The following is a 26808-nucleotide window of genomic DNA, read 5'->3' on the forward strand; positions in this document are numbered from 1 at the left end:
CGCAAGGTCTATAGAGACTATGAAGTTCACCGATCACGTCGTCCTCGTTGCGGGTGGCACCACGGGCATAAACTTTGCGGTCGCCAAGGCCTTTGCCGTCGAGGGGGCAAAAGTGTGTGTGCTGAGCCGGTCTCAGACGAATGTCGATACCGCGCTGGAGGAACTGACACGGGTATCCGCGAGCGTAATGGGTCGCGCGGCGGATGTGCGCGACACAATACAGGTCAGCGAGGCCGTGGCTCAGGTCGTGTCAGCGTGGGGCGATATCGATATTCTGGTGTCGGGCGCCGCGGGCAATTTTGTCTCACCGCTATCTGCTATGTCGTCCAATGGTTTTAAAACCGTGGTGGATATCGACTTGCTGGGCAGTTTTAACGTGATGGGGGCGGTGTATCCCCACCTCAAGAAGCCTGGCGCCAGTATCGTCAACATTAGTGCCCCCCAATCGCAGCTGCCAACACCGGCACAGGCCCACGTCTGTGCCGCAAAGGCGGGGATCGATCAACTGACCAGAACGGCCGCGATGGAATGGGGGCCGGAAGGAATACGGGTCAATGCGATTTCCCCGGGCCCGATCGACGATACCGAAGGGATGAAGCGCCTGGGACCCACTGAAGAGTCGAGGAAAAAATGGGAGCAGAGCGTGCCCCTGCGCCGTTACGGCAGCAAAGACGAAATCGCCGATGCGGCAAAATGGTTGTGCTCCCCTCAGGCTAGCTACATCAGCGGCGTGATACTTCCGGTGGATGGTGGCTGGTCGCTGGGTGGCTCCAGCGCCATGACTACCGCGTTGTCCTGAGCGCAGGTCAACGACTAGACGGAATCCTGGGGTCGTCTGGCGCCATCGGGACCATAGAGTCGGTCGTAGCGGCGTTGGGCCCACCAGCTATAAGCCGTATCGACCACCCAACGCAGCCCAGGCCATCTCATCCATCGCAGCCACTTGCCCCGTGGCGTTGACTGCCACGCGGCGACGTTGGCGTCGGCGCCGGTTAACCACTGTCCATCTGCCTTTTGTAAATGCAGCATCTTCAGCAGGTCGTGCCGGCTCATATTCGCTGGTAGTTCCTTAAGGCTATGAATATCAACCAGGCTGAGTCGACCGTCTGATTTTTTCGCCAGCACATTCATCTCCCGACGGCACAAGGGGCAAGCGCCATCGTAGTAAAGTGTGTCTTTGTCTGCATCGCCGGTTTTCATAGCGGCCTCCTTGGGTTGCCCCCTTTTTACAGGCGGGGTGCCAATAACGGATCACCACAAGGTTTGTGTGCCGGCAAAAAAAGCGCACCGAGAGGTGCGCGAATGAAGCGAATGAGTGGTATCCAATACGTGCCGCTAACTTACCATTCGCTCCTTGTCTTGCCAGTAGGGTTTCCGTAATTCAGTTTTAAGCACTTTACCGGCGCCAGAGAGGGGTAGTGCGTCTAGGATGTTCATACTGCGGGGGCATTTATAACCGGCCACAAGTTGCTTACAGTGGGCGTAGAGTTCATCCAGTTCCAGCGTGTGGTCCGGTTTGACGACCACCGCAGCGTGGACTTTCTCACCCATATCGTCGCAGGGGATGCCGATGACCGCACAAGCGGCGACGGCGGGGTGTTTAAGCACGGCGTTTTCCACCTCGGCACAGTAGACGTTTTCGCCGCCGGAGATGATCATGTCCTTTTTGCGGTCGACAATAAACACATAGCCATTGTCATCCATGTAGCCGACATCGCCCGTGTGCATCCAGCCGCCCTTCAGGGCTTCTTCGCTAGCTTCCGGCTTGTTCAGATAGCCCTGCATCAAGTTGGGGCCGCGGGCAATTATTTCGCCCACTTCGCCTCTGGGGCGCTCCCGGTCCTGGTCATCGACGATCCGCACTTGCACGTGACAGGCCGAGCGACCGCCGCTGCGTAGCCGACCTAATTGGCGGTTCTCCGGTAAATGCGTAGCCGCGGGCAGCACGGTCATTACCGCCGCGGTTTCGGTCATGCCGTAGACTTGGGTCAGTGAGGCGGAAGTGAACAAATTCATCACCCCATCCAGAAGGGTCTCTGCCGCCGGCGATGCGCCGTACATGATGGATTTGACGCTGGTGGTATCGAACTGTTTGGCGCCCTCAAACCCTACAATAGCTTGTAGCATCGCTGGTACTAGCAGTAAGTCGGTGATGCTTTCGCTTGCCACCATTTGCAGCAATGAGTCCGGCCGGAAGGCGGGCAGGAAGTGGTGCTGACCACCGCGGATCACCAAGCATGTGGTAAGCATCATATCGGCCAAGTGAAACATAGGCGCTGCGTGTAATCCTTTGGCGCCCTCGGCCAGTAGGCCTTCGCTCAGCAGCGCCAGACCGGAACTAAACAGATTGGCATGACTGAGCATCACGCCCTTGGGGCGCCCTGTGGTGCCGCCGGTATAGAAAATACCAAATAGCGTATCGCCACTGGCCTCGGCGTCGTCAATGGCTGCGCTGTCGGCAATCATGGCTTCTGTGCTGACCATGCCCTCGGGCAGGTCACCGTCTCCCTGAAAGAAGTAATGCGCCACGGACGGAGATTTTTCGCGTATGTCCGATGCCATCGCTGCAAACTGATCATCCAGCAGAATAGCCGTGGAGTTAGAGTCGTTCAGAGAGTAAGTGACCTCCTCGGCGCTCCAGCGGAAGTTGATGGGATTCACTACGGCGCCCAGCCAGGCGATCGCCAGATAAGCTTCCAGGTAGCGATCCGAGTTCAAGGCCAGGATGGCGATGCGATCGCCGGGCCCCAGACCCTGCGCCGCCAGGCCTCCGGCAAGCTTGCCCACCCGCTCGCGCAACTGGCCAAAGCTCTGGCGCCGATCGCCGCAAACGGTAGCAATGGCCTCGGGGTGTTGCTGTACCGCGCGGTGTAAACCTTGGGTAAATTGCATAATGAATCTCCTGGCTGATGTGTTGATAAGGCGCCTATGTTGATGGAAGTTAGGCGATCTTCATCACCACGGATTTGGTCTCGGTGTAGTGGCTGAACACGTCTTCGCTGTTTTCTCTACCCCAGCCGGACTGCTTAAAGCCGCCAAACGGGATGTTGGGGTCGGGGCTGAGTTGGGTATTTACCCACACGGTGCCGGCCTCCAGCTTGGCGGCTAGTAGATGGGCGGTATTGAGCTCTTGGGTATAGATGTGTGCAGCGAGGCCGTAACAGGAGTCGTTGGCCATAGCGGCGAGCTCATCGAGATCGTCGTAAGGCGTGGCGGTGAGTACCGGACCGAAGAATTCATCCCGGAAGGCGGGGTTAGTCTGGTCCTCGGTGACCAGAATCGTGGGCTCAATAAAGTAGCCGGTATCACCGTAGCGCTTGCCGCCGCAAAACAGGCTGGCACCCTGACTGATACTGGCATCCACCTTGCCCAGAATGCCGTCCATTTGTTTCTGGCTCACCACAGGCCCCAGCAATGTTTCTGGATTCAAGCCAGCGCCAATCTTAAAGGTACTGGCCACATTGGCGATGCCTTCCAGCACTTGGTCAAACTGTTTGCGCGGGGCAAATAAACGAGTACCGGCAAAACAAATCTGTCCGGCGTTAACGAATACTGCCTGGGTGGCACCGGGAACCGCGATATCCATGTCGGCATCGGGCATGACAATAGTGGGGGATTTTCCTCCCAATTCCAGTGTGACCCGCTTAAGATCGTCCGCAACGCTGTGCAGGATATGCTTGCCCACCGCCGTCGAGCCGGTAAAGCTGATTTTGCTTATCCCGGGGTGGTCGACAATGGCTTGGCCGGTAGTGGGGCCATCGCCCAGCACGACATTGAACACTCCGGGCGGGAAGCCCGCCTCCTCAAACAGCGACGCCAGGCGCAGAGCGCTGTAGGGGGTTTGCTCGGCGGGTTTTAGCACCACTGTGCATCCCGCCGCCAATGCGGGGGCCAGCTTCCACACCGCCAACACCAGCGGAAAATTCCAGGGCACAATCGCGCCGACCACCCCGACTGGTTCCCGGCGGGTATAAACGTGATGACTGCCCTCTGGCTGCAGTGCTGGCGTCAGCTGACGTCCAGAGAGTTTGCTGCACCAGCCGGCAAAGTAGCGGAACCACATCGCGCTGAGGGGGACATCCACCGTGCTGGAGAAAGCCAGTGGCTTGCCATTGTCCAGGCTCTCCAGTGCCGCCAGCTCATCGGCATTCTGGTCGATTAAATCCGCTAGACGCTGCAACAAGCTTTCCCGAGCCATTGGTGGTAGCTGGCGCCAGTCGGGGTTGTTGAACGCCTGCCTGGCTGCCTGCACCGCCTGATCGACGACACCCGCGTCGCTGTTGGGGATCTCCCCCAACACACTGCCGTCAGCGGGGTTTCGCACTGTGATAGATGCAGCGACATCGCCGGACTGCCATGCGCCATTAATATAGTTTTTTCCTTGGGGGACGGGCGGAACTTGCACAGCCATCTGCTGATCCTCGATAGTTATTGGTATTAGCTACATTTATGATGCCGAGGCAGGGTCAAACTGCCACCAAACCAAAGTTTGGTGGTCGGGTATTATTCACCCTGTGAAGACGATATCCGCCGCAGAGCGATCACTTGCACGGGTGCCAGCAACAGCTCGACTACAAGGGCAAAAATAATAAAGCCGATGCCAGCTGTACTTTCCGGCACGCCGGACTGTGCTATCGCAATAAGCCGCCCAATGCCGCCCAGGATAAGGAACCCAAGCGCACCTGCGACAAGCGAGGCGCGCTGCCCCAGGTCTTGCAGGCCGTAAATAAGCAGCAAGCCGTAGCCAAACCAAATGGCGCCCAAAAAGTGGATCTGGCTGTTTAATACCGGGTCCAGTAACTGATCCTTACTCAGTGCAATACCGATGTTGGCTTGAGCGGTAGCTCCCACCAGAATATCCATTGCGCCGGTCAGGCAGGCGAGAATGGCGATAAACCAGAGGCTGTAGCGTAGTAATTGCATTGGCAGGGTCTCATTGCGGGATTCGAAGAGAAGCTAGCTGAAAGGCAATGTCGCGAGGCCAGACTAAATGTTGGTTTTTGGTGGATTCTGGCGCCCTAATCCCCCTGAGTGCCTAGCCAAACTATTGAAATCTTAGTGCCCAGGTATATGATCAAGGAAAAGGAGTGAGTGTTGGAAATATAGGGATGTTGTCTTGGTTTGTCCGCGGCGCGTTGTGGCCGATCTGCCTATCCTGCTGAATTTCCTATTTTTTCTTGTGCTTGCCTCAGGGGGCTTCTTTGCTAAGGGGGTCAAAGTGATATATGGCCTAAGTCCATATAACTAGCTGTTAAGCATCTAGGTGAAGTATGGAAGATAAAATACTTGAAGGCGTGGTGATCGGCGCAACTGGTGGTGCATTGGCTGGCATCACTGTATATCTAATTCAATTTCTTCATCGAAAGTGCGTAGATTGTATTGAGTCAAAAAGAATCAGAACTTGGTTGCAAGTAAATACCAGTAGAAATGAATGGCGCTCAACCAGAGCCATAGCAAGCTGGACTAACCTTCCTATGGAGAGAGTTCAGTATCTATGTAGTCATGATTCAAAGGTTAAACTATCAACCGGAGAAAATGAGGATGTCTGGGCGCTCCGCAGCAAGATTCCAGAGCCAACATTTGAGTGAAATGCTTAACAAGTTGCTCAAGTACACTCCGGCCGCAAAAGGCGCGGCCTCCGCAGGACAGCCTTCACTGCGTTTCGGCTGCCCCTTAGCAAGGCGTTAAACCTATAGTGATGCTATGGCGATGGGATTAAGCAATAAAGTGGGCTGGAAGCTCTACTTTGTATGTTATGTGGTTCTAGTTTTCTCAGAGATTGGGATGGATGCTTTTGCTGCCGCTGGTACGCTCCTATATATCCTCAAGGCTACATTTTCGTTGGCGTTTGCGTTTCCGCTGTTCTGTTTCGCTTTCGACAAGGCTTTAGTATCAAAGAAATTATCTGGGGCAATCTTCTACATCTGCGCATTTTGGTGGGTCTACGTCCTTGCTGGAACGGGTGACTCAATGGAAGGCTTGATCATGGCGGTGGTTATCGTGGTGCTGCACGCACCGGGGTTTGTAGCTATAAATCGCTATAGAAGGACGGTTAATGCATAAAGGTTTAATAAGGCCAAGCAAGCCGATCCATTTCCCACTGCGCTTTGTGGCTCCCCCGATTTGATGGATACCTTCTGATAGCTCAGTGGACTTCTCTATCCAACATAGACGCTAAAGGCGTCGATTTTGAGCCGGCCCTATCTTGGAGTCCTTTAGTTCTGCTCAATTCGATATGACTGACTGAATTTTAGTCAGTTCTCGACGCCCTAGTAATAGTGTTGCAACCCACCGTTAATCTCCCGAATACTAGACTCTTATCCCAGCGCTTTTCCGAGCCGAAGGCGTGGCTCGGTAGGCTTATCTAACTCAGCTCTAAGAGGTGCAGTGTGGACACACTAAAAACCCTGCTCGGCACTATGCGCATACCATTTCTGCTGCTGACCCCGGCCTGTGTGTCGGTGGGGGTTGGCACGGCCCATTGGCAGATGGGCAAGGTGGATTGGTTAACGGCGTCGTTAATCCTGCTCGGGGCCGTCTCCGCCCATATCAGCGTCAATGTCTTTAACGAGTATTACGACTTTAAAAGTGGCCTTGATGCCAAAACCGAGCGCACGCCATTTAGTGGTGGCAGCGGTGCACTGCCAGGCAATCCGCAAGTCGCCCGAGTGGCTTCAGTGCTGGCGTGGGCTACCTTGTTAATCACTGCGGCAGTGGGGGTGTATTTTATTAGTGAGCTGGGTGTGGGCTTACTGCCTATTGGGCTTTTTGGCGTGTTTTTGGTGGTGTCTTATACCACCTGGTGTGCCTATAACCCTCTGCTATGTCTTTTAGCGCCGGGCCTTGGTTTTGGTGTGCTGATGGTGATGGGGACGGATTTCGTGTTAACAGGGAGCTACAGTCTCTCGTCTTTTGCCGCCTCGCTGATTCCCACTTTTTTAGTGAGTAATTTGTTATTGCTCAATCAGTTTCCCGATGTGGAGGCGGATAAAAGTGTCGGGCGCCGGCATTTTCCTATTACGATTGGTGTTGAGGCCAGTAGTGTGTTGCTCGGTGTGATATATCTTTTGGCTTATCTCGCCATCGTGCTGGGCGTTCTGCTTTCCCTGCTCCCCCTTTATGCTTTAATTGCCTTGCTAACAGCGGGTTTCGCTTGGCGCAGCTACAGGGGCGCAAGGCGATATGCGACTGATATACCGGCCTTGCTCCCTGCCATGAAGATGAATGTCTTGGTTAACCTGCTAACCCCGGCATTGCTTGCTGTGGGGCTGTTTATCGCTTGAGCCTGCTTTAGGTGTTGCTGTGGCGGCGCGGTATGCTCAAGCTAAGACCTAAAACTAGAACTAAAATAAAGATCCAAAACGGTAACTGACATCCAACCCAAAAGTTCTGGGCTCACCCCACTGACTAGTGCCCACCCGCGCACCGTTGCCGGCATCAATCTCGAAGCCGCCGATTTTGTATTCCTCGTCGGCGAGGTTTTTACCCCATAGTGCAATGCTCAGCACGCCATCGCCCAAAGCGATATCGTCAAAGCTGAGCCGACCATTCAACAGACTGTAGCTGTCCTGGGTGATATCGTCGTTGCCACTGATTTTGGGGGTGACGTGGATTTTACTGTTGCCGGACCAATCAAGCCTGGCACGTAAGGTGCCGGCCTCGGTAAAGGGGGGTAAGGTGTAGTTAAGTGATAAGTTGTAGCTGTGCTCTGGTGTGTACTCAAAGGCCCGATCTGAGGAGATGTCACTGAGCTCGCCGGTGTTGATATCAAAGGAGTTAAACTCGTCATACTCGGCATCAATGTAGCCGTAGCCGGCGCTGATATCCAGGCTTTGGGTGAGGCGTAGGATCAGTTCCGCCTCGAGGCCGACGATGGTGGCCTCGGCGGCATTTTGAATTACGATGGAGTATCCGCCCTGGGTGTTACCGGGGTCGACGGCATTGACCTGGGCCTGCATATCGCTGAGGTCCTGGTGGAAGGCGGTAAGGTTAACGCGGGCGCGGTTGTCCCACCAATCTGACTTCATGCCGACTTCATAACTGTCTACCTGCATGTCGTCGTAGGGGCCCCACTGTAATGGGGTATTGGCCCGGGCGTTAAAGCCACCGCTTTTAAAGCCTCTGGCGTAGGTGAAGTAGGTCATCAGGCTATCGTGCCAACGGTAGTTCACAGAAAATCGCGGTGACACATTGCTCTCGTCAATCTCGGTGGGTATGGCCTCGGGCTGGCCCAGGTAGGTCTGCTGGTAGGTATCCATCACCACAAAATCCGACTGCAAGTCGGTAAGGGTATGGTGCTGCTCCCGGTCTTCCTCGGTGTAGCGTAGGCCAAGGGTGACATCCAGTTGGGCCGATAAGTGAGTGGTCACTTCGGTGAATAGCGCCCGACTGGTGTTGTCGATCTCGGTGGTTAACAACACGTGAGAGGCAAAGGCGTCGATCTCTTGCTCGTTGCTGTAGTCGCCCTGTTCCTGAAAGTAGAATAGACCTAGAACAAAGTCGATGCTGCCATTTAAAGCGGAGCCGGTGAGCTGGACTTCCTGCGTGAAGGCGTCGTAGTCAAAGATGTCGTTGTTGTAGATAAAGGGGCTGCTGGCGCCGGTGGCGTTGTTGAGCAGGTCGTTTTCCACGTCTCGATAGCCGGAGATGGATTTGATGGCCAGGTCTTCGAAGATGCCTCTGTCAGCCAGCAGGTATTCCGCTGTCAGACTGTGGGCGCTCATATCGATATCGCTGTGGGATTTGCCAAAGGTACTGACCGTATCGGCGCGGTTGGGGCGCACATCGCCGCCATAGATGTCCCCAAGCCAACCCGTCGCTGAGGTCATTTGGGAGGCCAAAGGTTGTTCCCGCTTGCGCTGCCAGTCGTAGGCGTAGTCGACGGTCAGGTCGTCGATGGGCGCCCAACGCAGCGCGGTTCTCAGCGCCAGGTTGTCTTCATCCCAGCGGTCGTCGCCCTGGGTGTTCTCCACAAAGGGATCGCGTGTCTTACTCAATACTGAGGCGTTGGCAGCCAAGGTATCGCTGAGGGGAAGCTCCACATAGGCCCGGGCATCCAAGCGGTTGTAGTTGCCGGCGGTGACGGTGGCCTTGCCGCCCAACTCGCCAGAGGGCTTGCGGGTATGCAGTATTACGGCGCCGCCCAAGGTGTTTTTACCGTAGAGCGTGCCTTGGGGGCCCCGCAGCACTTCCACCCGCTCCAGTTCGGCGACGTCAAACAGTGAGCCGATGGACTTGCCCACGTAAACCCCATCCACATAGACGCCGACCATGGGGTCTTCGGTAATGGTGAAGTCGGTGCGGCACAGGCCTCGCATACAGATCAGGGCGCCGTCGTTGCCGCCGGAGTTGGGCATGATCATCAGGTTGGGTGTTAGCTCGCTGATATGGGAGATATCGGTAATGCCGACCTCGGCGATGTCTGAGGAGGTGAAGGCCGTCATCGAGACGGGAATATCCTGCATACTCTCTGCTCGCCGCCGGGCGGTAACGACAACTTCTTCTATCACTGGTTTTGTGTTGTTGGCGCCTTTGGCCTGGGCGTAGAGCGGTGCTGTAGGGTTAGCGCTGAGCAGCGCCGCAGACAAGCCCGCGGCGGCGCCAGTGGAGAGCGTAAATTTCATGGTTGGCTGTCCTCTTATTATTGCTTCGCTTTTTATTACTTAACTTGGTGTTGCTTCAATTGGAGTGTGTTGTCTGTTGCCGGCGTATTAGGGAGATTTGCAGGCGCTGACCAGCTCGTCGATAAGAGCGGGAATCTGCTGGCGCTCAAAGCCGAAGAAATCGTTGTCTTCCGACTCGTAGCTGACGGTGGCCCCGGCGCCGGCAAACATAATGGCATTGGGCAGCAGCGGGTGATCCTCGTCACTCACCGCTAGCGATTGGGGATTGCCAGCGGCGGCAAACCACAGTTCCAGATAGCCCTTCCAGCTGTAGTTTTGGTCGCCCAGTAGGTAGGCCTTGCCGGGCTCGCCGTCAGTCAGGGCTTTGAGGGTGGCTTGGGCCACCGAGCGGGAGCTGATGTGGTTGGTGCCACCCCGGGGTGCAAAGACCGGCAGGTCTGGCAGCGCGCCGCTGGCATAGGCCACCAGGGCCTCAATATGGGGGATATCCAGACCGGGAATGTAGCCCAAGACAAAAGGCAGGTTAAGGCTGTAAACCTGAAAACTGTCGCTGCTCATTGCCCGCACCGCCTGGTCGGTATTGTGCCGGGAGGTGACATAGGGGCAGATGCCGATTTTCTCGGGGGCGACCTGGGGGTAAAAGGTGCCGATATAGACGGCCCGCTGGATGCTGGCATCCCTGGCGGCGGCAAAAAACTGCGGCACAGCTTCATCGTTAACCTGTTTGTAAAAATCGTCGGGCGCAACGCTGCCATCCATTGGCAGTTGGCGGATATCCGCCGCCGCAGAAAATACCAGCCAGTCAAAGCCTGCCAGACGGCCATCGCTCATATCGTCGTTAATGTAGTCGCCCTGTATAAAGGGCAGTGCCGCCAGGGCGGGTGCGGCGGGGGGCTTGCGGGCCATAATGGTGACATCGTGGCCCTGGCTTATAAGGTATAGGGCAGCGTCGCCACCAATCAGGCCGGAGCCGCCGACAACTAGTACTCGCATAATGTCTCTCTTTAGTCTTTGGGTTTTCGATTAGGGCTGTAGTTGGAAATGGACGGGCTCAACGGTTTAAGGGCTGATCGCTGGCCCACACAATTTGCACGTCCCGGCGGCTGTAGCGGTAGCCGCCGTCTCGGAATACCACCTGCTCTTGATAACGAATGGCCATATCCAATTTGCGGCCCTGGCCCTCCTGCTCGTAAATGTGGGAGGCAATGCTGTAGGTTTCGCCTTCGTAAACCTCGCCCTGCCACTGGCCCAGTTGGTTGCCCACCATATGGAAGGTGGCGCTGTAGTTGTCCTCCAGTAGGCGCAGCATGCCGATAAATTCTGCGGCGCTGCTGCAATGCCATTGGGGGCCCTGCTGCGTGAAGTCGTCGCAGATGATGTCTGCCATGGCATCAAAGTCGCGGTTGTCGACAATCTGCGCGTAGCGACGGGCCAGTTGTTGGGCGTCGAAGACCGTTGGCATGGTGATGTCCTTTCTCGCTGTTGGCTCGTTTGTATTGGCAGTGGGCCCATTTGTTCTGGCTTAAGGCTCATTTATTCCGGCTGAGGGCTCGTTTTTTTTGGCTGAAGGCTCTTAGTAACGATTTATCCCTCAAAGCACCTTGGACGAGGATAGTCTACGAAAACCCATCTGATATAGTTAGTACAATAAGCGCACAGTTTTTGTGAGAAAATGTACAGATGGATTGGGACGATATTCGCTACTTTATGGTGCTGGCCCGCACCGGCTCACTGAGCCAGGCCGCCAAAGTACTGGGGGTGACCCATGTGACGGTGTCCCGGCGTATCACCCGGCTGGAGCAGCAGCGGCAGGTTAAACTCTTTGATCGCCGCCAGAGCGGTTACCGGCTGACCACGGCCGGGGAGCGGCTGCTGACAGAAGGGGAGGCGGTGGAAGAGAGCTGCATGCACTTTGAGCGCAAGATCCGCGGCCAGTCGGATGTGTTGGCCGGGCCGCTGACACTGTCGATTCCCGAGACGACGCTATTGGATCTGTCCGCCCCTATTGCCGCATTTATGTGCCGCTATCCCGCCATCGAGCTGACCGTATTTGCCACCTCTGAGCAGCACAATCTTAACCAGTCCCAGGCCGACGTGCTGATCCGCATGACCGACCACCCACCGGAGTTGTTAGTGGGCAGGCAACTTGCGGTAGTGCCGATGTATGCCTACGGCACTCGGGGATATTTGGACAGCATCGACGGCGACATGAGCCGTGCAGACTGGGTCATTTGGCAGGCCGCCTTTGGCCGCGCCGAGGGTGACAAGTACTTTCGCAATATGGTCCAAGACGCTCACATAACCCTGCGTACCAACAGCAACAGCCAATTGGTGGCCATGGTCCGCCAAGGCGTGGTGTTGGGCCTGATGACCGCGCCCATCGCCCGGCGCTATCCCGAGCTGCTGCCCGCCTCGGAGCAGCCCCTGGTCTCCAGTCAAATCTGGCTGCTGACCCATGCCGACTTGCGGGACTCGGCTCGGGTGCGCTGTTTTATGCAGTTTATGACTGAGTGGGGTATCGACTTGTAAGCGCTGCCGATCTCTCTGCGTTTTGCTTTGGAGTACGAGTTCTACTGAGCCCTAATGGCTCCATTTTGGATAAAAATGCCGGTTTGAATCCAAGTAGGGAATAACCATTCCACAAAATCCCGGGTTTTCTGCATTTAAAAAAATATCCTCTTCCACGGTGGTGAATACCATAACTTTTACTTCTCCAGCCAAGGCAGCGAGAGACCGTTATGGCGACACCCACGATTTCACTGGACGACAAATACGCACTGGATACCACCCGGGCCTACCTGACCGGGATCGAGGCGCTGGTGCGCTTACCCATCCTGCAACATCAGCGTGATATGGAACGAGGCCTCAATACCGCCGGCTTTGTGTCGGGTTATCGCGGCTCCCCGCTGGGTGGCCTGGACCAAGCTTTATGGCACGCTCAAGCCTTTCTCGACAAACACAATATTACCTTTCAACCGGGGGTTAACGAGGACCTGGCGGCCACCGCAGTGCGGGGCAGTCAGGAGGTAGGGCTGTTTCCCGGCGCCCGCTACGATGGTGTGTTTGGCATGTGGTACGGCAAAGGGCCGGGGGTGGACCGCAGTATGGATGTATTCAAGCACGCCAACGCGGTGGGCACGTCCAAATACGGTGGTGTGCTGGCGGTGGCGGGGGATGACCACGCCGCCAAGTCGTCCAGTTTGCCCCACCAGTCTGAGCATATGTTTATCGGCGCCTCGATTCCGGTGTTAGCGCCGGCCAATGTGCAGGAGGTATTGGACCTGGGAGTGTTTGGTTGGGAGCTCTCCCGCTACTGCGGCTGCTGGGTAGGGCTAAAAGCCATTACCGAGAATATGGACTCGGCGATTTCCGCCGAGATCGATCCCGGTCGCATTAATATTGTTATTCCCGACACCTTTGAGTTGCCGGCAGACGGTGTTCATATTCGCCTGCCGGATAACCCCTTGGACCAAGAACGGCGCCTTAACAAGTACAAGATTTACGCCGCTCGGGAATTTGCCCTGGCCAATAAACTGAACCGAGTGGTTATCGACAGCCCCAATCCGCGGCTGGGTATTATCACCAGTGGTAAAGCCTACCTGGACGTTCTGCAAGCCCTGGAGGACCTGGGTATCGATCAGCAGCAGGCGGCCCATATCGGCCTGCGGGTCTACAAAGTGGGTATGCCCTGGCCGCTGGAGCCAGTGGCTACTCACTGCTTTGCCGAAGGCCTGGAGGAGATTCTGGTGGTGGAAGAAAAACGCTCCATCATCGAGGACCAATTGACCGGCCAGCTCTACAACTGGTCGGTGGACAGGCGTCCCCGGGTGATTGGTGAGTTCGACGAACAGGGCCGGGATTTGCTGCCCAACCTCAGTGAGCTGACGCCGGCGATGGTGGCTCGCGCTATCGCCGGGCGCATCGGTCGTTTTTATCAAAGCGAAGAGATTGAAAAGCGCCTGCGCTTTTATGATCAGAAGGAGCAGCGCCTGGCAGCCCAGCGGGACAAAATTGCTCGGTTGCCCCACTACTGCTCCGGCTGCCCTCACAATACCTCGACCCAGGTGCCCGAAGGCAGCATCGCCCTGGGGGGTATCGGCTGCCATTACATGGGCACCTTTATGTCCAGTCGCCCCGCCAAAACCTTTACCCAGATGGGCGGTGAGGGAGTGACCTGGGTGGGGCAGGCGCCTTTCACTGACAATCCCCATATGTTCCAGAATTTGGGGGACGGTACTTACTTTCACTCCGGTCTGTTGGCAATCCGCCAGGCTATCGCCGCTGGGGTGAATATCACCTACAAGATTCTCTACAACGATGCGGTGGCCATGACCGGCGGGCAGCCAGTGGACGGTTCATTGAGTGTGGAGCAAATGATTACCCAGCTCCGCGGCGAGGGAGTCGAGCGGGTCGCTCTGGTCTCCGACCACCCAGAGAAATGGCGCCACATGAAGGGAGACAAACTCACCGTTCACCACCGGGATGATTTGATGGCGGTGCAAAAGACCCTGCGGGATACCGAGGGCACCACCATCCTACTCTACGAGCAGACCTGCGCGGCAGAGAAACGCCGCCGTCGCAAAAAGGGTTTAATGGAAGATCCCGATCGCCGCATCTTTATCAACCATGCCGTCTGTGAAGGCTGCGGCGATTGTGGCAAAAAATCCAACTGCCTGTCGGTGATTCCCCGGGAGACCGAATTGGGACGCAAGCGCCAGATCGATCAGAGTGCCTGTAATAAAGACTATTCCTGTGTAAACGGCTTTTGCCCCAGTTTTGTCTCGGTGATAGGTGGTAGCCTTAAGAAAAGCACAGGCGCGGCGGACTCCGAGACCTCATTTCCACCCTTGCCCGAACCGGCGATGCCTGACCTGGATCGACCGTGGAATATTGTGGTGACCGGCGTTGGTGGAACGGGTGTGCTGACCATAACTGCGGTACTGGCGATGGCCGCCCATATCGAAGGCAAGGGCTGCGCCACCATGAATCAGACCGGTTTGGCACAGAAGTTTGGGCCGGTGGTCAGTCACCTGCGTGTGGCTAATCAGCAGGAGCAAATCAATGCGGTGCGGATTCCCGCTGGCGACGCCGATCTGCTGATTGGTTGCGACCTGGTGGTCAGTACCAACGACGAGGCCCTGGCCAAACTGAACAATGAGCGCTCCCACGCCGTAGTGAACGACGCCGAGTTGCCCACCTCTGAATTTGTTTACAACCCCAATGCCTCCTTCCCCGGCGACTCCATGCGACGCTTGATCGAAGAGGAGGTGGGTAAAGACAAAGTCCGCTTCCTGGATGCTACCGAGTTGGCCAATCACCTACTGGGTGATGCGGTCGCCACTAACTTCTTTATGTTGGGCTATGCCTATCAGTCAGGCTTGATTCCGGTCAGTGCCGAGGCCATTGAGCAGGCCATCGACCTTAATAATGTAGCGGTGGAGTTTAACCAGCAGGCTTTTTTGTGGGGCCGCCGGGCGGCAGTGGATCTCGACGCGGTACGTCGCGTCGCCGGGGTAGAGGCCACTCATTGGCAGGCTTTGGACGACGTCGACGACATTATTGATTTTCGGGTTAAGCACCTCACCGACTATCAGGATGCCGCCTATGCCCAGCGCTACCGCGAGCTGGTTGAGCGCGTTCGCACCCGGGAGATCGCCATTGTCGGGGATAGTGCTGCGACAGACGGCGATCAGACCGAGCTGGTGTTGACCCGTGCTGTGGCCAAGGCGCTGCACAAATTGATGGCTTACAAGGATGAGTATGAGGTGGCTCGGCTATACAGCAACGGCGACTTTCTCCGCGACTTGGCTGAGCACTTTGAGGGCGACTACAAACTGCGTTTCCATTTGGCGCCGCCGATTCTTGCCCGCAAGGACCCTGATACTGGCTTGCCGAGAAAGCGCACTTTCTCTGGCTGGGCGCTGCCGGTGTTTGGCGTGTTGGCCAAACTGAAATTTCTGCGGGGCAGCCGCTTAGACCCCTTTGCCTACAGCAAAGAGCGGCAGATGGAGAGAGCCATGATTGACGGCTTTCTGGAGGAGCTGGAAGTGATACTGGCCAAGCTGGATCGCCACAATCGTCACGCCGCTGTGGAGGCGGTGCAAGCGGTGGAAACCATTCGGGGCTTTGGCCACGTAAAATTGTCTGCCATCGCCCAATACCAGCAAGAACGGGAGCAGCGCCTGAGCCGATTGGATGGCGAGCCCGTGCAGTTTGTCGAGGTGGATTCGGCGGCGTAAAATGCCAATGAACGCCGCCTTTTGCCTGCCCGCTGCGATCAAATTCATTACACTATCGCGATGGTTGTGACAGACGAGGAGTCGCGATGACGGTGTGTTTCGATGCTTGGGGTTTTCTCAAGAACTCATTGGCGGTGAAAGGCTTGGTGCTAAGCGGATTGCTTGTGTTTACCGGCATGGTCTATGCCGCTGCGGATGCTGACCGCTCTAGTGATAACGCCAAGGCCGATAAAGGCGTAGCGGCGAGCCCCGCGCCAGACAACTGTGCTGCCAGGCGCTATGTCTTCAGTTGGAACCTGTCCGATCACTGCGCCGGTGAACCCCGCGGCGGTACCTCTACCGGCGCGCCAGTCACCCTGGATACTGAACCCTCGCTAGCCTGGAAAGCGCTGCAAGAGCCTGAACTGAGTGACTTTGAACGGGACCGCCGGGCCATTCTCGCTATGGCGGGTGGCTACCGGGCCAGCTTTGAGTTTTTGGAGACGGTGGGCTATGCCCCAGATTTTGAGCCGGCGCGCCCCTACCAGAGCTGGGGCACAGAATATATCTACGTGGTGGAAGACAGCGGCGACTTTATTAGCCTGCAACACATTATGGTGATGTTCTTTCACCAAGACGGTGAACTGGTTGGGCCGATGGTGATGAAGCACTGGCGTCAGGACTGGCAGTACCAGGATGCCGAGATTCTCGAGTATCGCGGCAAGGGTAAATGGCAAACCCGCAAGCTGGACAAGGCGCAGCGCAAAGGCCGTTGGTCGCAGCACGTCTACCACGTGGATGACTCGCCCCGTTACGCTTCGGTGGGCAGTTGGGAGCACACCGACAGTTTTTCGGTTTGGGAGAGCGGCCAGACCTGGCGTCCGCTACCGCGCCGGGAGTCCAGCGTGCGGGATGACTACGATCTGTTGGAGGGGCTTAATCGGCATATTATTCTGCCCACAGGCTGGGTGCAGGAGGAAGAGAATCGCAAAAGGCGGCTGGACAGGACGCCAAGCTATGTGGCCAAGGAGCTGGGTAATAACCGCTACCAGCGTATTAAGGATTTTGATTGGCAGGCCGGGGACGCCTATTGGCGGGAGACAGGGCCGTTTTGGAAAGCGGTCAGGGCCTATTGGCAGGCGCAGGAAGAAAAGGACGCGGCGATAGAAGTACGTCGCCGTCACAAGGGGACACCGATGTTTGCGGTCATGTTTGAGCTCGCCGAGCGGTATCGTGATGGGGAGGTTGATGATCCTAAGGCGGCGGTTGCGGATGCCTTGGCGCCTTTTGTTCGGTAAGCGGTGTTGTGTAAATCCATCCGTCCCGTAGGGTGGACATCGATGTATATGTCCACCGGGGATTGGCGCGGTGGTTGGGCATGGCGGACACAAAAGCGGTGTCCGCCCTACGGGGTGGTTGGGTCATCGGATCCCGCGTAGGGTGGACATCGATTTATATGTCCACCGGGGATTGGCGCGGTGGTTGGGCATGGCGGACACAAAAACGGTGTCCGCCATACGGTATGTGGGTTGGGTGTAACGCCGCGATATCCAATGTAAACCCAACACCGTCATGGCGCTACTTCCGGGCTTCGTCCAGCAGCGTCTCGGCCTCTTCGGCACTGATGGGGGTAAACGCTCCCAGCCCACACGATGCCCCAGGCATAAATCCACCGCCGATATCTTCCAGCACGGTAATTACGTCCACGTCGCACAGTTGATTGAGGGAGGTGCGATACATCAGCGTTTTATGCCGAGACAGCCCAGGGCAGGGGTGGGGGAGTTGGTTAAGGTAAACCTCCTTGCCGCGCATGTAAAACAGCACATTCTCCCGGTCCACCACCTTGAGTTGATCAATACGGTTGATGGCAACACAGCGCTGACTGGACGCCTCTGTGCCGGTGGCCTCGGTTTCTGCGTGGGCCAAGGTAGCGCCAACAAAAAGCGGTGCAGCACACACCGCAGCCCTTAAAAATCGGCGAATCTTATTCATGGTATCAGTGCCTCGTCGTTTGCTATTGCGCGGTCAGGAGACCGCGACTTCAAAGCCCTCGAACTCCGGATGCCCCAGGTACATGCCCTTGTTGTCGCCGGCGTTGCGGTGGGCGGCGCGAAAGGCTTCTGACTTCGTCCAGGCTTCGAAGGCTTCCCGGGATTCCCACACGCTGTGAGAAGCATATAGCGTATGGTCCTCGCGCTCCGGCCCCCTCAGTAGCTGGAATTCCTTGAAACCCGGCACGCCCGCCAGGTGGGTGTCGCGGGTGCGCCACACTTCTTCAAAGTTGGCCTCCTCGCCGAGGGTGATACGGAATCGGTTCATGGCGATATACATAGGGTACTCCTTCGTAATTCTTGCAGGCGCAAAGGTCGCGGCTGCGGTTATTAAGCCTCAGAGAGATGCTACCTCCAAGCTTGGGGCGCTTTCCATCCCATTGTTTGCTAATAAATATGCAAATGATAATGATTGACAATAAGTTTAAGTAAAAATACAGTGCTGCCTTTCAGGAGCAAATGTCTCGCTGCTGTACACAGACATATTTACAGGAAGGCAGAATATGAAATCATCATTCCCCCCGTTACGCGCCCTTAACATGCTGCCCATGGCGGCGGCGATTGTATTTGCCAATCAGACGGTCTTCGCTGAAGACAACAAGCAGAAAACCCTGGAAAACGTCTATGTTTACGGCGAGCAGGGCGAAACCGATACCGCTACCAAGTTGGATCTGACCATCTTTGAAACTCCGCAGACGGTGACTGCCGTATCCCGGGTTCAGCTTGATGAATTTGCCCTCAATAGCATCAATGATGTGCTGGATTACACCCCCGGGGTGACCGTCGAGGAGGTCGAGACCGATCGCACCTACTACACAGCCCGAGGCTTCGATATTGTTAATTTTCAGTACGACGGTGTCGGCGTGCCCTTTACCGTAGGTAATAACCACGGCCAGCAAGACACCGCGATCTTTGAGCGAGTCGATGTGGTCAAGGGCGCTGCTGGCCTAGTTACCGGCTTGGCCAACCCATCCGCCACCGTTAACTTTGTACGCAAGCGTCCCACCAAAGAGCTCCAGGCCAGCGGCGGCGTGTCAGTCAATGAATGGAATGGTGTGCGGGTCGACGGTGATGTGTCTGGGGCGTTTAACGAGCGTGTAAGAGCGCGTTTAGTTATAGCGCGGGATAACTCTGATTCTTACCTGGACCGCCATGAAGACCAGCGGGACGTGCTCTACGGGATTGTTGAGACCGACCTCAGCGACAGCACCTTACTGACGGTAGGCCACAGTTACGACAGTTCAGATTCTGACGCTGTACTGTGGGGCGCCTTGCCGCTGCTTTACAGTGATGGCTCGCAAACCGACTACGATGTTTCCACCAACACCGCTCCAGACTGGACCTTTGCCAACAGTGAGAGCAATCAGACCTTTATTGAGCTAAAGCAGTACTTGAGTGAGCGTTGGACCTTGAATGCTATTTATACGCGCAATGACTACAAGTACGAATCCCGGCTGTTCTATGTCTATGGTGCCCCCAATAGCGCTGCCGATGAGTCTGGGCTCGGCGCCCAAGGTAGTGATTACAATAGCGAAGAAGAACAGAATATTTATGACCTTTATGTGTCTGGCGATTTTACCTTTGCCGGCCGTGATCACCAGCTGGTGGTGGGGTTGAATTACGCCGATATTCAAACCGATGCGGCATCCTACTACGACAACGAAAATGGCTACCCCACCGAGTTGGGACCAGACTGGGCCAAGGGTAACTATCCCGAGCCGGTTTTTGACGATCATGACCCCGCCACTGAAACCACGGATATCAAACAGACCCACAAAGCGCTGTACCTATCTTCGCGACTGAATCTAACTGACGCACTGTCAGTACTGCTGGGGGTGCGCCGGGCGGAGCTAACTCAGGAAGGGCAGAGCTACGGTGGTCCCTCGGATACTGATGCCGAGGAAACAGTTCCCTACTACGGTGTAACCTACCAGTTTGCTGAAACTTGGATGGCCTACAGTAGCTATAGCGAAGTCTTTAAACAGCAGACATTTGTTAGTGACCAGTTTCTGCCGCTCGGGGCAAACACCGGCGAAAATACCGAAATCGGTGTTAAGAAATCCTTTAATCATGATCGCGCTACCCTCACTTTGGCGGTATTTCAGTCTGAGCACGATAATCTCGGCGAATTCACAGGCCGAGACCCAGATACCGGTACGGCTTTCTACGCCGCCCGTCAGTTTGAGGCCGACGGCTATGAGCTGGAGTTTGCCGGTGAAGTGATAGAGGGTTTCAACCTCAGTGCCGGCTATACCAAGGTCAATATCGAGGATGACCAGGGCAATGACGTTAGGCCCTTTGTGCCTGAGCAGTTAGTTAAGCTGTCTGCCTCTTACCGTGTGCCCGCTATGCCTGCTTTAAAAGTGAGTGGTGTTGTAAAGTGGCAGGACAGCACCGAAACCGCTGGTAATGGGGTGGAGCAGGACGCCTATACTGTGGCGGATTTGGCACTGAAGTATGCGGTAACAGAGAAGGTATCTGTCGGCGTAAATGTGAAAAATATCACCGATGAAAAATTCTTTAACAGCCTGTATTGGGATCAGGCTTTCTACGCGGCGCCGAGACATATGCAGGCCAGTGTAACCTGGCAATACTAAGCCGTTAATAACGCAGAGAGTTTTTCTGGCTCCTCAGGCATGATCGCCCTGGCCACCAAGTCGCCAGGGCAGTTAAAACGTTTCGTATAGTATCGGGCTCGCTCAAGCTGCTGTTGCTGTAAAAGTGGTTTGAAACTCGTTGCGACTGCGTTCAAATTGTCGGTTAACTCTACTGTGGAGACGCCCATAAAATAGGCCAGTTCTGTTTCACTGCAGCTGGAGAAGCGTAGGCGTTGGTCGATGATCATACGAGCGCAATCGACTAGGTCCCGGTCTTCAAATATCGATTGCTGGAGGCCCTTAATTTGGGTTTCCAGGTTTTGCTGCATGTTCAGATCTGCAGTGCTGAGGTTGTAATCGAGATAGTCTTCGGAAAAGTAAATGGCGTCCCGGTTCTGCTGGAAGGACAGCTCACATTGGAAAAAGTCGCTGAAGGTGTCGGTAAAGCGATAGCCCGGGTCCGGGAAGCTAAGACTGATCGAACTTGGCTGCCACAGTCCGTCGGTAAGTTGACCTAGCAACATAAACATCTGCGCACTACCCAGCAAATTACGCTGGGGATAGTAATGACTACTGTAGGGTGTTGTGGGTTTGTACAGGCAGACTTGTCCGTCTGCAATGTGATGTTGCCAACATCCGCTATCCTGATAATACAGCGAGTAGTTATCAGCGTGATTGAGGGCGCTGCGAAGATCCAGGCTGAATGACGCAATTTTGGCTGTCAGGCCCAGATGTGGCACCGTAAGGTTTTGGGCGATATGCAGTGCGAAGTCATGGCAGTGATAGGTGCGTGCAAGCTCCTCGATGACAAGGTTGAACATATGACTGGGAACAAAGCACTCCGGGTAGTTGAGTAAAACTCTGGACAGCCCCAGTTCCTTAAGGGCATTTTTGTGGTCAATACCCAAGGCGTCGCATGCGCGCAGGAAGGCGTTGGCGATATCTTTTTCATCGGACAGAAAGCGTTTCATAGCGCGCCGGTCTTTTCGTCGTCATCAACACGATTGATATAAGCAAATTTCACGCCGTTGTGATAGTTATTCAGTTGATCGCGAAGGAGCTAAACCATGTCAAAGACACGAGTCGAGCGAGATAGCCTGGGTGAACTGGAGGTACCGGCCAGCGCCCTGTACGGTGCGCAAACTCAGCGTGCGGTGCAGAATTTCCCGGTTAGCGGCCGATCTATGCCCGAGTCTTTTGTGCGGGCCTTACTGCTGATCAAACAGGCTGCGGCGCGGGCCAATGCTCAGCTCAATTGCCTGGATGCACCCCTTGCCAAGGCCATCGACGGTGCCTGCCAGGCCCTGTTGGACGATGACGCACTGATGAGTCATTTCCCGGTGGATGTGTTTCAGACCGGCTCCGGCACCAGTTCCAATATGAATGCCAATGAGGTCATTGCCACGCTGGCAACCCGGGATCTCGGCGATACCGTCGGCGCCAACGACCACGTTAATTTTGGTCAAAGCAGTAACGACGTTATCCCCACTGCGATCCATGTCAGCGCCGCGCTGGAATTGGAAAACCGATTGTTGCCGGCCCTCTATCACTTAAGTGATGTGATTGAAGGTAAGGCGCTGACCCTGGACAAGTTCTGCAAAACCGGGCGTACCCATTTAATGGATGCTATGCCGGTCACTTTGGAGCAAGTCTTGCTCGGCTGGTGTGATCAGTTGCGGCAGGATATTCAGCGCCTCAAGGAGTGTCAGCAGCGGCTGTGCAAACTGCCTCAGGGCGGTACTGCGGTGGGGACCGGGATCAACACCCACGAGGACTTTGCGGTGACCTTTGCGCTAAAACTGGAGGAGCTCACCGGCGTGAGTTTTGCCCGGGCCGATAATTTCTTCTCTCTAATAGGCGGCCAGGACAATGCGGTGGCACTGTCCGGTCAGTTAAAAACCACAGCCGTCTCGCTAATTAAAATCGCCAACGATCTGCGCTGGATGAACTCCGGGCCACTGGCGGGCCTGGGAGAAATTACCCTGGAGGCACTGCAGCCCGGCTCGTCGATTATGCCCGGCAAGGTCAACCCAGTGATCCCCGAGTCGGTGGCGATGGTGGGAGCGCAGGTCATCGGTAACGATGTCGCCATTACCGTCGCGGGCCAGTCTGGCAACTTTGAACTCAATGTGATGTTGCCAGTGATTGCCGCCAACCTGCTGGACAGCCTCAATCTATTAAACAACAGCGCCACCTTGCTGGCCGACAAGGCGATTGCCTCGTTTGAGGTCAACGAGGACAAACTGCAGGAGTCCCTGGCCTCCAACCCGATTCTGGTGACGGCGCTGAACCCGGTGATCGGTTACGCCAAGGCGGCGGAAATTGCCAAGATGGCCTACAAAGAGCGCCGTCCGATTATTGATGTGGCCGAGGAACATACTGACCTGCCGCGCTCAGAGCTGGAGTCATTGCTGGATCCGGTCAAGCTGACCCAGGGCGGTGTGTAGCCACGTTTAATTGGCTATTTGTATTTCAGGGTTGGAAGTGAGCAAGGACGCTAAGACGGAGCGCCCCTCTATTTGTGCAAAAGATGGTTGATACGATTGGCATGACTGTCTCAGATTGGCAAAAAGCGGACAGTCAGAGCGGAGAAATTCTGCAGGCTCAGCGCTGGTAGCAAAGGCGAGCGTTAGCGAGTCCAGCCCGCGCCTTTTGCGGGCGATTTTGCCTACCTTTGTTATGTTTAATTTACTCTTATGCCATTTTTATAAATATGCGTTTCGGTTTTATCGCCAGGACTAAACCAATGCTTGTCACCCACCCCTGATATTGGAGCATCGAATTTTCCATGCAATTTACCGTCTTGGTATTCAGCTCTCCAGTGAAGCAATGCACATGACATGAAACCACATTCACCACCGCAAACTGTAGAGTATGCCCTTCCTGTATAGGGATTTCCGGTACTTTTCAAAAAAGTAATACCATCTTTAAATTGCAGTTCCGAATCGGAGACACCCTGTAAATACTGTTTGCATTGATAGTTGACAAGGGTCAAATAAGAAGCCCCCAGCATTATCAACGTAATTACGACAAAGATCGTTGATTTGAATAACTTCATTGCGATCATTTGTAACGAGACTGTAGATTTTCTAATTCGACAACCATAGAGTTTTCGGCCTCACGTCCTGTCATTTTCTGTCGATTTCCCTGTGTCGTTTCTACCCACCCACATTTTCCATAATCACCCATTGTCCGAAGCGGCGCCCATAGCAGACAGCTGATGGCTGTCACCGCCGGTCAATGCAGCGCCTGCCCATAGTGGGCGATTTTCTCGATATTGTGGACTAAACAATATAACCGCCATTGCCCCTGAACCTTGTTTTTGCCTCGTAGTGTGAAGCGGTTGAGCCGTTTGTTCGTGCCGATATTACCAAATACTGGCTCCACAACGGACATCCGATGGCTATAAATCAGTTTGCCATGGGGGCTATCAACGCGCCGCTTCATCCAGTCGGTGGCATTTCGCTGCGCGGCAAGGGTAAACGACACTTGTCGGCCATGCCCCTCGCGGGTGTCGGCGGAGGACGGATTGCGCATACAGTCGTGCTTTATAGGGCAGCGACGGCAATCGGTTAGCCGTCCCTCAAAGCTGTATTTAATCCGACCAGGTTCGTGGCTGCCCTCGTGATGCAACCACATCGACTTTCCAGCCGGGCAGACACAGGTCTTTTTCTTCGGATCGAAGTGGAACTCGCTGGCGGGGATCACCGCTTTCTGACCCTTTGCAGTATCTTGGTGCCGTTTGCCGTACTTTGTTTTCTGGTCTTTGAACTTGGGGTCGCGTTGCCGGAACTGGTTGTCAGGGATATAGGCATTGACCTTGTGGGCTTTGAGAAACGCGTTATTGGCTTCGTTAGAAAACCCAGTATCCGCCGTCACCACCACATTACCGTTAAACACTGAGGCATTTATACCGAGGCGTTTGAAGCGCTTATCGACGCAATTCAGCACGGGTTTGAGAGTATGGTGCTCCGCACCCTCGCCAAAGGCCTGGGCGTCGACGACGATCTGATGCTTCTTATCGACGGTGGCAATGCCGTTGTAGCCCTGGATTGTCCCTTTGCTGGTCAGCATTTTGGCTGACTCATTGTCGGTAATGTTGCTTTTAACTTCCTTTGGCTTTTTACCCTGCCCCATCCGTGGGGCTGTCGTCTTTAGGAAGTCATTGATCCTTTTGTACTGTTTGTACAAGGTGACGGCGGCCTGCTCAGCCCGCTGCTTACGGGCTTTTTCATTGGGCTTACGGGCATCCAATCGCTGGTGCTCTTTGATGTAATGCTGTATCTGCTTGCGCAGCTTGGCCGATTTCTGAGCGAGTTCGTTATGGGTACCCGAGTGTGTTTTGGCAGCATCGGAGGGCATTTTGCACCCATCTATGGCCAGTAGTTCGTGGCCCAGCAAGCCCTGCTGATCGCAGACCAATAACACCTGTTCAAATACCGACTCGATGGCATCCGGGTAGGCGCTGACGAACTGTGCGATGCGTGTGAAGTGGGGCACCGAGTCACAGGATAGTGCTTTGAAAATAATATTGTGCTCGCACTGCCACTGAATTTCCCGGCTCGAGGTAATGCCTTTGGAATACGCAAACAGGATAATTTTAAGCAGGATGGCAGGATCGTAGGCCTTTCGCCCGCCTTCGTCGTTATTAAACTTCTCGTAGAAGACAGAGAGGTCGATATGCTGGTCAATCAGGTGATGAAGCGTGAACTCGAAGGTGCCGGGCTGTATTTGCTCTTCGAAATTGATCACAACCATAGCGTCCTGGTTGTAGTCATAAGGCTTGAACTGGGGCATGCTGTCACTCCTTGGACTAAGCCCTTATCCTAGGGCCTGTTCACACTAATTTCTGTATAATTGCCGGATGGAAATTACAGCGCAACAATTCAAAATTATCGAAAATTTGCTGCCGATTCCGCGTGGCAACGTAAAAATAGCTAACCTGCAAGTGCTTAATGCGGTGCTTTATGTCGCAGAGCATGGCTGCAAATGGCGAGGTTTGCCAAAGAAATTTGGCCGTTGGCACAGCATTTACATGCGCGCTAATCGCTGGGCAAAACAGGGTGTCCTGGATGATGTGTTTCTTGCTCTTCAAGACAACGACATCATCAATATTCAGGTTGACCATGTTTCCCTCGATTCCACCGCTGTCAAAGTCCACCCAGATGGCACCGGCGCATTAAAAAAAACGGTCCTCAATCTATCGGCAAGTCGCGAGCAGGATGGACTACCAAAATTCATATGGTTGCAGCCGGCTACAACCGCGCTGTAGCGTTTTCGTTGTCGCCGGGTCAGGCCGGTGATGCACCAGAAGGCCGAAAACTGCTGAAAAGCCTTGAAAACTGCGGCTGGGAAGGCACACAGGTCATCATGGACAAAGCCTATGAAGGCGATGAAACTCGCCAACTGGTCTTTGATCTCGGTATGACACCGGTTGTCCCTCCGAAATGCAATCGCTTGAGTATTTGGGAATACGACAGAGAAGTGTACAGAAAGCGTAACGAGGTCGAGAGGTTGTTCCGTCGCCTGAAAGGCTTTCGACGGATTTTCTCTCGATTCGATAAGCTCGATGTCGTTTTCAAGTTCTTTATTCATTTCGCATTGATCGTTGATACGCTAATTAGTGTGAACAGGCCCTAGCAAAAAACGCTACGTTTTAAGAGTTTTGCTACAGCTTGAACGCCCGGCGCAAGGGCGGTGTGCGCAGCACGCCGTCCCAGTGGCCGCAGGCCACGACTGCCGCCGCTTGTTATGTTTACGCACAGTGCTCAAAGCCTGATGACCCTTTGTCTATAGCCCAAGTAAACTTGAACTGAACACCATCAACTCGTTTTTCTGGGGTGTTTTCCCCTCCATAGTACAGCTTCTCTACTGTTTCTATAGCGGCTTTATCAAATACGCCTTTTGGTTCACTGCTCAGAACTCTAACTTCGGTTGTCTTACCACTCTTGAGGACTGAAAACCCCACCAGAACCCATCCCTCAATGCACTCCCGAAGCGCATCTTCAGGATAATTTGGAGCGACCTTTATCGTGGTACCAAGGCTTGCCATTGGTGTGCAAACCAAAAGAATGGCTAGCAGACGTGCGCCGAGCGCTGAGTTAGTAGAAAACATAACATTTTAATACCGAGCCAGCTCGGTTTCCCATTTCAGAGGTCATTTCTCACCCCCTAACTTATTGATTTTAAAATATACTCTCTAAGCGCTCCCAGAAAAAGCGAGACGGCTCGGTTTCCAGTACATCGAGTCCCCCTATCTAAGCGCGACCTCTCTCTAACCTATTGATATTCTTTTGGTTCGTTGAGCTTTGTACCTGCA

At 54.9% G+C, this 26808-nt stretch carries 23 protein-coding genes; 10 read left to right on the top strand and 13 right to left on the bottom strand.

Going from position 1 to position 26808, the window contains the following annotated elements; genetic code table 11:
- Window positions 1-19 precede the first annotated feature (19 nt).
- Complete coding sequence (locus I6N98_RS04625) at window positions 20-799, top strand: SDR family oxidoreductase (protein WP_198570629.1); 780 nt, start codon at window positions 20-22, stop codon at window positions 797-799.
- A gap of 14 nt (window positions 800-813) precedes the next feature.
- Here I6N98_RS04625 and I6N98_RS04630 read toward each other — a convergent pair whose 3' ends face one another.
- From I6N98_RS04630 to I6N98_RS04645, 4 genes are all read right to left on the bottom strand, one after another.
- On the bottom strand, window positions 814-1200 hold the full coding sequence (locus I6N98_RS04630; protein ID WP_198570630.1) for a thiol-disulfide oxidoreductase DCC family protein: 387 nt from the start codon (window positions 1198-1200) through the stop codon (window positions 814-816).
- 135 nt (window positions 1201-1335) lie between these two features.
- Window positions 1336-2892: a long-chain-fatty-acid--CoA ligase gene (locus I6N98_RS04635; protein ID WP_198570631.1), complete on the bottom strand. Its 1557-nt coding sequence runs from the start codon at window positions 2890-2892 to the stop codon at window positions 1336-1338.
- A 49-nt stretch (window positions 2893-2941) separates the two neighbouring features.
- The gene (locus tag I6N98_RS04640) at window positions 2942-4411 is read right to left on the bottom strand and encodes an aldehyde dehydrogenase family protein (RefSeq protein WP_198570632.1); all 1470 of its coding nucleotides are present in this window, start codon (window positions 4409-4411) and stop codon (window positions 2942-2944) included.
- Between the two features lie 92 nt (window positions 4412-4503).
- Window positions 4504-4923 carry a DUF4345 domain-containing protein gene (locus I6N98_RS04645; protein ID WP_198570633.1) on the bottom strand — a complete coding sequence of 140 codons (420 nt, stop codon included), beginning with the start codon at window positions 4921-4923 and terminating at the stop codon, window positions 4504-4506.
- A 347-nt stretch (window positions 4924-5270) separates the two neighbouring features.
- Between I6N98_RS04645 and I6N98_RS04650 the strand changes: the two genes are divergently transcribed.
- The 3 genes from I6N98_RS04650 (at window position 5271) to I6N98_RS04660 (ending at window position 7283) form a co-directional block, all read left to right on the top strand.
- Window positions 5271-5588 (top strand): hypothetical protein, encoded by a 318-nt coding sequence (locus I6N98_RS04650; protein ID WP_198570634.1) that lies wholly within the window; start codon window positions 5271-5273, stop codon window positions 5586-5588.
- 115 nt (window positions 5589-5703) lie between these two features.
- The gene (locus I6N98_RS04655) at window positions 5704-6063 is read left to right on the top strand and encodes a hypothetical protein (protein WP_198570635.1); all 360 of its coding nucleotides are present in this window, start codon (window positions 5704-5706) and stop codon (window positions 6061-6063) included.
- A 326-nt stretch (window positions 6064-6389) separates the two neighbouring features.
- Entirely contained in the window at window positions 6390-7283 is an 894-nt protein-coding gene (locus I6N98_RS04660) for a prenyltransferase (RefSeq protein ID WP_198570636.1), read from the top strand.
- A gap of 60 nt (window positions 7284-7343) precedes the next feature.
- Here the strand turns inward: I6N98_RS04660 and I6N98_RS04665 are convergent, their stop codons facing one another.
- The 3 genes from I6N98_RS04665 to I6N98_RS04675 form a co-directional block, all read right to left on the bottom strand.
- Window positions 7344-9623, bottom strand: coding sequence for a TonB-dependent receptor (locus I6N98_RS04665; protein WP_198570637.1), 2280 nt, complete (start codon window positions 9621-9623; stop codon window positions 7344-7346).
- 87 nt (window positions 9624-9710) lie between these two features.
- Window positions 9711-10616, bottom strand: coding sequence for an NAD-dependent epimerase/dehydratase family protein (locus I6N98_RS04670; protein WP_198570638.1), 906 nt, complete (start codon window positions 10614-10616; stop codon window positions 9711-9713).
- Between the two features lie 58 nt (window positions 10617-10674).
- Window positions 10675-11085 (bottom strand): nuclear transport factor 2 family protein, encoded by a 411-nt coding sequence (locus tag I6N98_RS04675; RefSeq protein WP_198570639.1) that lies wholly within the window; start codon window positions 11083-11085, stop codon window positions 10675-10677.
- 218 nt (window positions 11086-11303) lie between these two features.
- Between I6N98_RS04675 and I6N98_RS04680 the strand changes: the two genes are divergently transcribed.
- The 3 genes from I6N98_RS04680 to I6N98_RS04690 all read left to right on the top strand — a co-directional run bounded on the left by I6N98_RS04680 (window position 11304) and on the right by I6N98_RS04690 (window position 17139).
- Window positions 11304-12152, top strand: a complete 849-nt coding sequence (locus I6N98_RS04680; protein ID WP_198570640.1) for a LysR family transcriptional regulator — start codon at window positions 11304-11306, stop codon at window positions 12150-12152.
- A gap of 209 nt (window positions 12153-12361) precedes the next feature.
- Window positions 12362-15862 (top strand): indolepyruvate ferredoxin oxidoreductase family protein, encoded by a 3501-nt coding sequence (locus I6N98_RS04685; protein WP_198570641.1) that lies wholly within the window; start codon window positions 12362-12364, stop codon window positions 15860-15862.
- A gap of 86 nt (window positions 15863-15948) precedes the next feature.
- On the top strand, window positions 15949-17139 hold the full coding sequence (locus tag I6N98_RS04690; protein ID WP_198570642.1) for a DUF6607 family protein: 1191 nt from the start codon (window positions 15949-15951) through the stop codon (window positions 17137-17139).
- Between the two features lie 280 nt (window positions 17140-17419).
- On the opposite strand, the gene I6N98_RS04695 is transcribed toward I6N98_RS04690, so the two are convergent.
- On the bottom strand, window positions 17420-17833 hold the full coding sequence (locus tag I6N98_RS04695; protein ID WP_198570643.1) for a DUF6491 family protein: 414 nt from the start codon (window positions 17831-17833) through the stop codon (window positions 17420-17422).
- Window positions 17834-17866: 33 nt separating this feature from the next.
- Entirely contained in the window at window positions 17867-18160 is a 294-nt protein-coding gene (hmuQ, locus tag I6N98_RS04700) for a heme-degrading protein HmuQ (RefSeq protein ID WP_232787460.1), read from the bottom strand.
- 235 nt (window positions 18161-18395) lie between these two features.
- Here hmuQ and I6N98_RS04705 point away from each other — a divergent pair, with 235 nt between their 5' ends.
- Window positions 18396-20489, top strand: a complete 2094-nt coding sequence (locus I6N98_RS04705) for a TonB-dependent siderophore receptor (protein ID WP_232787461.1) — start codon at window positions 18396-18398, stop codon at window positions 20487-20489.
- On the opposite strand, the gene I6N98_RS04710 is transcribed toward I6N98_RS04705, so the two are convergent.
- Complete coding sequence (locus I6N98_RS04710) at window positions 20486-21460, bottom strand: AraC family transcriptional regulator ligand-binding domain-containing protein (protein ID WP_198570645.1); 975 nt, start codon at window positions 21458-21460, stop codon at window positions 20486-20488. The two genes, I6N98_RS04705 and I6N98_RS04710, sit on opposite strands and share 4 nt — an antisense overlap.
- Window positions 21461-21556: 96 nt before the next feature.
- On the opposite strand from I6N98_RS04710, the gene I6N98_RS04715 reads away from it, so the two are divergent.
- Window positions 21557-22936 carry a class II fumarate hydratase gene (locus I6N98_RS04715; RefSeq protein WP_198570646.1) on the top strand — a complete coding sequence of 460 codons (1380 nt, stop codon included), beginning with the start codon at window positions 21557-21559 and terminating at the stop codon, window positions 22934-22936.
- A 236-nt stretch (window positions 22937-23172) separates the two neighbouring features.
- Here I6N98_RS04715 and I6N98_RS04720 read toward each other — a convergent pair whose 3' ends face one another.
- Together I6N98_RS04720 and I6N98_RS04725 are read right to left on the bottom strand one after the other, a co-directional pair.
- Entirely contained in the window at window positions 23173-23547 is a 375-nt protein-coding gene (locus tag I6N98_RS04720) for a hypothetical protein (RefSeq protein WP_198570647.1), read from the bottom strand.
- 179 nt (window positions 23548-23726) lie between these two features.
- Entirely contained in the window at window positions 23727-25286 is a 1560-nt protein-coding gene (locus I6N98_RS04725; RefSeq protein WP_198570648.1) for a transposase, read from the bottom strand.
- 67 nt (window positions 25287-25353) lie between these two features.
- Here I6N98_RS04725 and I6N98_RS04730 point away from each other — a divergent pair.
- Window positions 25354-26129, top strand: a protein-coding gene (locus I6N98_RS04730; RefSeq protein ID WP_232787462.1) for an IS5 family transposase whose coding sequence is annotated in 2 segments (ribosomal slippage) — window positions 25354-25669 and window positions 25669-26129 — 777 coding nt in all. Because the reading frame shifts where the segments join, the coding sequence is not laid out codon by codon here.
- Between the two features lie 115 nt (window positions 26130-26244).
- Here I6N98_RS04730 and I6N98_RS04735 read toward each other — a convergent pair.
- Window positions 26245-26541: an energy transducer TonB gene (locus I6N98_RS04735; RefSeq protein WP_198570649.1), complete on the bottom strand. Its 297-nt coding sequence runs from the start codon at window positions 26539-26541 to the stop codon at window positions 26245-26247.
- Window positions 26542-26808 lie beyond the last annotated feature (267 nt).

The organism is Spongiibacter nanhainus (genome assembly GCF_016132545.1).
GTDB lineage: Bacteria > Pseudomonadota > Gammaproteobacteria > Pseudomonadales > Spongiibacteraceae > Spongiibacter > Spongiibacter nanhainus.